The 5,071-nt window shown below is 67.0% G+C and carries 7 protein-coding genes; 4 read left to right on the forward strand and 3 right to left on the reverse strand.

What is annotated here, in order from left to right; all coding sequences use genetic code 11:
* Positions 1-301 (reverse strand): hypothetical protein (locus CHC08_RS47510; protein ID WP_143653717.1); only part of this gene is annotated, 301 nt, incomplete at its 3' end.
* 154 nt (positions 302-455) lie between these two features.
* Here CHC08_RS47510 and CHC08_RS47515 point away from each other — a divergent pair.
* Entirely contained in the window at positions 456-1,097 is a 642-nt protein-coding gene (locus tag CHC08_RS47515; RefSeq protein WP_089213922.1) for a dihydrofolate reductase family protein, read from the forward strand.
* 279 nt (positions 1,098-1,376) lie between these two features.
* Here CHC08_RS47515 and CHC08_RS47520 read toward each other — a convergent pair whose 3' ends face one another.
* Complete coding sequence (locus tag CHC08_RS47520) at positions 1,377-2,273, reverse strand: MBL fold metallo-hydrolase (protein WP_089213923.1); 897 nt, start codon at positions 2,271-2,273, stop codon at positions 1,377-1,379.
* 48 nt (positions 2,274-2,321) lie between these two features.
* On the opposite strand from CHC08_RS47520, the gene CHC08_RS47525 reads away from it, so the two are divergent.
* Entirely contained in the window at positions 2,322-2,792 is a 471-nt protein-coding gene (locus CHC08_RS47525; RefSeq protein ID WP_089213924.1) for a winged helix-turn-helix transcriptional regulator, read from the forward strand.
* 197 nt (positions 2,793-2,989) lie between these two features.
* Here the strand turns inward: CHC08_RS47525 and CHC08_RS47530 are convergent, their stop codons facing one another.
* Entirely contained in the window at positions 2,990-3,439 is a 450-nt protein-coding gene (locus tag CHC08_RS47530) for a carboxymuconolactone decarboxylase family protein (RefSeq protein ID WP_089213925.1), read from the reverse strand.
* A gap of 83 nt (positions 3,440-3,522) precedes the next feature.
* On the opposite strand from CHC08_RS47530, the gene CHC08_RS47535 reads away from it, so the two are divergent.
* Together CHC08_RS47535 and CHC08_RS47540 are read left to right on the forward strand one after the other, a co-directional pair.
* Entirely contained in the window at positions 3,523-4,401 is an 879-nt protein-coding gene (locus CHC08_RS47535) for a sigma-70 family RNA polymerase sigma factor (protein WP_089213926.1), read from the forward strand.
* 26 nt (positions 4,402-4,427) lie between these two features.
* Positions 4,428-4,883 carry an NUDIX hydrolase gene (locus tag CHC08_RS47540; protein WP_089213927.1) on the forward strand — a complete coding sequence of 152 codons (456 nt, stop codon included), beginning with the start codon at positions 4,428-4,430 and terminating at the stop codon, positions 4,881-4,883.
* The last annotated feature ends 188 nt before the right edge of the window (positions 4,884-5,071 follow it).

Genomic DNA, 5,071 nt, shown 5'->3' on the forward strand with positions numbered 1-5,071 from the left:
CTTCGATGATCACCATGTCGACGCGTTCATCGACGCGTTCCCGGATGTGGTCGACGCCGTGGCGCGTCTCGAAGGCGGCCACATCCGGGGTTAGCAGTTGCGGGGCCCTCGCAACCTGCCCCTGACAGCCCGCGTGTTTCGCAGCGCGCAGGTCGTCATCGAGACCGAAGAGCTGAAGGCCGTTGAACGGCGCCGGCTTTCCATCGGCCAATCCTGCCTGCGGGAACTGGAAGCGCTGATCACCGGCAACTCCACCGTGGAAGGTGCACAGGCGCGGGGACACGTCGAGCCGGGCTTGCATCTCCGTCACCGGCCCGCTGCCGTTCCGCGGTGGGCCGATGGCAGGCGGGGTGGACAGGGGCCGTGGTTTTTTGGCGATCGTTCGATGAGTTTGCGTCCTGACGCCGGTCTATGTTCGTGCGGCACACAAGCCGGAACACAAGGAGGAGGACATCATGGGCACGATCCACGTCGACCTGTTCGCGACGCTCGACCTCGTAGGCCAGGCACCGGGTGATCCCGAGGAGGACTCTGAGGGTTTTCCGTTCGGGGGATGGCAGGCGCCCCTGTTCGACGAGACGGTCGGCCGGCACGTCGGCGCCGGAATGGAGGGCATGGACGCCCTGCTCCTTGGCCGCAGGACCTACGACATCTTCGCCGCGTTCTGGCCGAACCAGGTCGACGGCGTTGATGGCGGGATCGCCACGCTGTTCAACAGCATCCCGAAGTACGTCGCCTCGCGAGGCAACCCGGATCTGAGTTGGGCTGGCTCGACGCAGTTGGGACCCGACCTGGTGAGCGCCGTGCACGAGCTGCGTGACAAGCACGAGCACGTCCACGTGATCGGAAGCCTGAACCTGGTACAGACCCTCCTGCGCGAGCGCCTCTTCGACCGGCTCGACCTGTGGCTCTTCCCCATCGTGCTCGGCATCGGCAAGAAGGTGTTCGACGGCGGTGCGGTGCCTGCCAACCTGGTGCTCCTCGAGCCGCCCGTCACCTCGTCCAAGGGCGCTGTGCTCCTGCGTTACGGCCTCGGTGAGGGGACCCCGGGCGGCGGGGACATGCGGCGCGAAGACCGCGGCGTCGGTTCGAGCTGAACGGTGGCCGTATCGGTGGCGACCACGCCGCATCCGCACCCGGCGGCCGTAAGGTTCGACTCCCGAAGACCTCCCCAGTTCCGTTCTGGTTCCGTCTGAGAGAGCGGTTTGCGAGTTGATGTCTCTTTCGTCGTTGGGGTAGGGCTTGCGCTCACTCACCCCGGCCGGCCCGGTCGAGACTCCGGGCCCTTGGTGGAGTGACTCTTTTCGTCCATGGGGCACTTGCCCACAGGGTGCGGGATTTCTCGCAAGGGCCAGCCGGTCCCCGCCGGGTCGGCCCTAAGGAGAAGGCACATCTTCGGAGAACCCTGCCCAGCGTCGCGGCGCGAAACCGGAGCCGTTCCGCTCGATCTCCACGGCGCGGGCGCCACCGAAGTGTGCGGGGATCACGAGCGCGTTGTGGTCGGCGGCCCATTGCAACACCTTGCGACGCGTCTGTGCCGCCGCGGCGGGGTCGTGACAGAAACAACTGGACAAGTCCGGTGCCAGCAACTGCACAGGCGCGTGGAGCAGGTCACCGACGAAGATCGCACGGTCATCGCCTGATGTGAGCGTCAGGACGCCGTGTCCCGGTGTGTGACCCGGTGCGAGGGCGAGTTCCAGGTTTTCGTCGATGATGTGGCTGTCATCCCAGATGAGCGCTTGCCCCGCGCGCAGGATCGGCTCAATCGACTCGGCATAGACGATGGCGCTGCGACCAGGCTCCTCGGTGAGGGCGCTGGGGTTGAAGAAGTCCACATCGGGCTGGGAGAGCAGGTACTGGGCGTTGGGGAAGGCCGGGACCCGTTCGCCTCCTTCATCAAGGTGAGTGTTCCCTCCCACATGGTCGGCGTGCAGATGAGTGCAGACGACGAGGTCCACGTCGGCTGGTGCCACGCCGACGGAGGACAGCGCGGCCGGGAGCGAGGCACCGGCCGGAACTCCGGGACGGTCGGTATCGACGGCCAGACCGGTATCGATGATGATGGTGCGGCCACCGCTGCGCAGCAGCCACGACTGCACGGCCACCCGCACGCGGTCTGCCTCGGCGTCCCAGTGCGCCGGGCTGAGCCAGGACCTGTTCGCCTCCCACAATTCCGGGTCGCCTCCGGGGAAGAACTCGGCGGGGGAAAGAGGCCGGTTGTCCAAGTGCGGGACCATCGTCACCGAGACATCGCCCAACTCGATCGTGTGCATATTCTGATCCTCGACCGGACTGCCTATCGGTAGAAAGAAGGCACATTCTTGTCCACTGATCCCGCCGAGGCCCGCGCCGGCACGGTCGTCACGGTCGCGACGTACGAAAACTGCCCGGTCACGGGGCTGCTACGCCGGATCGGCGACAAATGGAGTCCTGCGGTCATCCGCCTACTCGCCGAACGCGGCCACGGCTTCAACGAGTTGGACCGAGCGATCGAAGGCATCAGCCGACGCATGCTGACCCGTACTCTGCGAGGTCTGGAAGAGGCGGGTTTCGTCAGCCGTACGACGTCGGGTCCGCCATGGGCACGGGTGGAGTACTCGCTGACCGAGGTGGGGCACTCCCTTCGAGAACAGCTCTTCACGCTCGGACGATGGGCGGACGCGCACAGGTCCGGCCTGGTGCGACCAACCCCGGCGAGCTCGGCCACTTCGGAGGCCGTCGCCGAACCTCCAACTTCACCCGTCAGGGGTGTCGATGATCAGCCCCGGGCTTTGATCCTGGGCGGCGGGTGATCTGTCGTTCGGCGGTGGCCCCGGACGATTGCTCATCCGGGCCCCTCAAAGAGCTGTTCGCCTGCCTCTGCCGGGTCGGCATGGGACGATCCCCCTTCAGAGTTGTCTGGTTCTTGCCCTCGGCGTCTTGGTCGGTGGGGCGTCATCCTTTGATCGCGGGGAGACGCGGCCCCCGGACGGATGACGCCCCGCCCGGCTCACCAGGTCTTGCCGGCCTGCTCGCGGATCGTGCGGTTGATTCGGTTGTAGAAGTTGGTCAGCGCGATCTCCAGGGTGATCGCGGACAGTTGCTTTTCGTCGAAGTGAGCGGCGGCGGCGTCCCAGATCTCGTCGGTCACGCCCGGCGCGCCGTCCTGGATCCGGGTGGCGGCCTCGGTCAGCGCGAGCGCTGCCCGCTCCTCCTCGGTGAAGAAGGGCGTCTCGCGCCACGCGACCACGTTGTGCAGCCGCTCATCGGTCTCTCCGTGCTTTTTGGCCGACGCGATCCCGGCGAATACGCACGGGCTGCAGCCGTTGATCTGGCTGGCCCTCAGGTGGACCAGCTCGAGCAGGCGCGGGTCGACGCCACCGGCGTGAATCGCCTTGTAGAGGTGCTGGATCGCGGTGGACACGTCGGGATTCGCGGTGCCCTTCATACGTGCTTCCATGGGTTTTGCCCCTTCATCGGTTACCTGCGCCCATCCGGGCTCGTCATCACCCATGACGAGGCAGATCCGAGGAAGGTAACAACATGTCCGACACCAGCCCGACGGACCTAGTGGCCGAGGCGTTCGAGGCCCAGCGCGACCGGCTGCGGGCGGTCGCCCATCGCATGCTCGGGTCGCACGCCGACGCCGAGGACGTGGTCCAGGAGGCCTGGCTGCGGCTCTCCCGTCAGGACACGGAGACCATCCACAACTTCGCCGGCTGGCTGACCACGGTGGTCGGCCGGATCAGCCTCGACGTCCTGCGATCACGCCAGGCCCATCCTGAGGCGTCCTACGACGACCGGCTTTCCGAACTCGTGGTGACGGTCGACGACGGCCCCGCGCCTGAGGACGACGTGGTGCTCGCCGACTCGGTCGGGCTCGCGCTGCTCGTCGTCCTGGGGTCGCTCGGGCCGAGCGAGCGGCTGGCGTTCGTGCTGCACGACCTGTTCGCGGTGCCGTTCGACGAGATCGGCCAGATCCTCGGCAAGTCCACCGACGCCACCAAGATGCTCGCCAGCCGCGCCCGCAGGAAGGTGCAGGCGACCGAACGGCCGACGGTCACCGGACGGGAGCAGCGCCAGGTCGTCCAGGCCTACCTGGCGGCGGCTCGCCGCGGCGACTTCGAAGGGCTGCTGCGCGTGCTCGACCCCGAGGTGAAGCTGACCGTCGACACCCCCGATGGTGTGGTCGTCATCCTTGGCGCCACCGAGGTAGCCGCCGGCGCGCGGCTGTCCGCCGGCGCAGCGGCGCGAGGGAGAGAGGTGCTGGTCAACGGCCTTCCCGGGATCGTGTCCTGGCGCGAGGACGGCGCCCCACTCTCGGTCATCGCGTTCACCGTCGTCGACGGCCGGATCGTCGGCATCGCGGTCATGACCGACCCGGCCAGGCTCGCGTCGATGGACCTGCCGGAACCGAGGTGAGTCACTCAGCGGGTAAGGTCGGCTCCATGGCGCAGCGCCAGCAGGTCACCGTTGACGTTCATGTGATCCTCGAACGCGCAGGTCAGATCCTGCTGTGTCTGAGGGACGGCACCGGTTACGCCGACGGGCTGTTCTGTCTGCCGTCCGGGCACTTGGACTCAGGGGAAACCGTGATCGAATGCGCCGTTCGGGAAGCTCGGGAGGAGGTCGGGGTCACCATCGACCCCGACCGTCTACGGGCGGTCGCCGTTGTCCACCATCTGTCGCCCGTGGGTAAGCCGAGGATCGGGTTCTTCTTCGCCACCGACACCTGGGAAGGCGAGGCCGTCAACGCGGAGCCGAACAAGTGCGCCCGGATCGAATGGGTGCCCGTCGACGCATTACCGGACAACACGGTGCCCTACACCGTGGCGGGTCTGGACCTCTATCTGGCCGATGCCGTAGTCGGTGTGCACGGATGGCACGAGACGGCGTCGGCCTGATATCGCACGACGAAGCGTTCTCCGGTCGAAAAGCCGATGGGCGCCGGCCGATGCGATAGTCGATCTGTCGGCGGGGTTGCGAGTCTGTGCGGCGCTGCGTCACGTTACCTTTGCGGGGTGATCCGCGCCGTGGTGATTGATGTGGACGACACGCTCTGTCTCACCGAGGCGGTGTGTTTCGAGTTGGA

Source organism: Streptosporangium subroseum (genome assembly GCF_900188345.1).
Taxonomy (GTDB): Bacteria; Actinomycetota; Actinomycetes; order Streptosporangiales; family Streptosporangiaceae; genus Streptosporangium; species Streptosporangium subroseum.

Excerpts from the sequence above, each read along its gene's own strand:
- CHC08_RS47515 (WP_089213922.1), top strand. The coding sequence starts at position 456 with ATGGGCACGATCCACGTCGACCTGTTCGCGACGCTCGACCTCGTAGGC.
- CHC08_RS47520 (WP_089213923.1), bottom strand. The coding sequence starts at position 2,273 with ATGCACACGATCGAGTTGGGCGATGTCTCGGTGACGATGGTCCCGCAC.
- CHC08_RS47530 (WP_089213925.1), bottom strand. The coding sequence starts at position 3,439 with ATGGAAGCACGTATGAAGGGCACCGCGAATCCCGACGTGTCCACCGCG.
- CHC08_RS47535 (WP_089213926.1), top strand. The coding sequence starts at position 3,523 with ATGTCCGACACCAGCCCGACGGACCTAGTGGCCGAGGCGTTCGAGGCC.
- CHC08_RS47540 (WP_089213927.1), top strand. The coding sequence starts at position 4,428 with ATGGCGCAGCGCCAGCAGGTCACCGTTGACGTTCATGTGATCCTCGAA.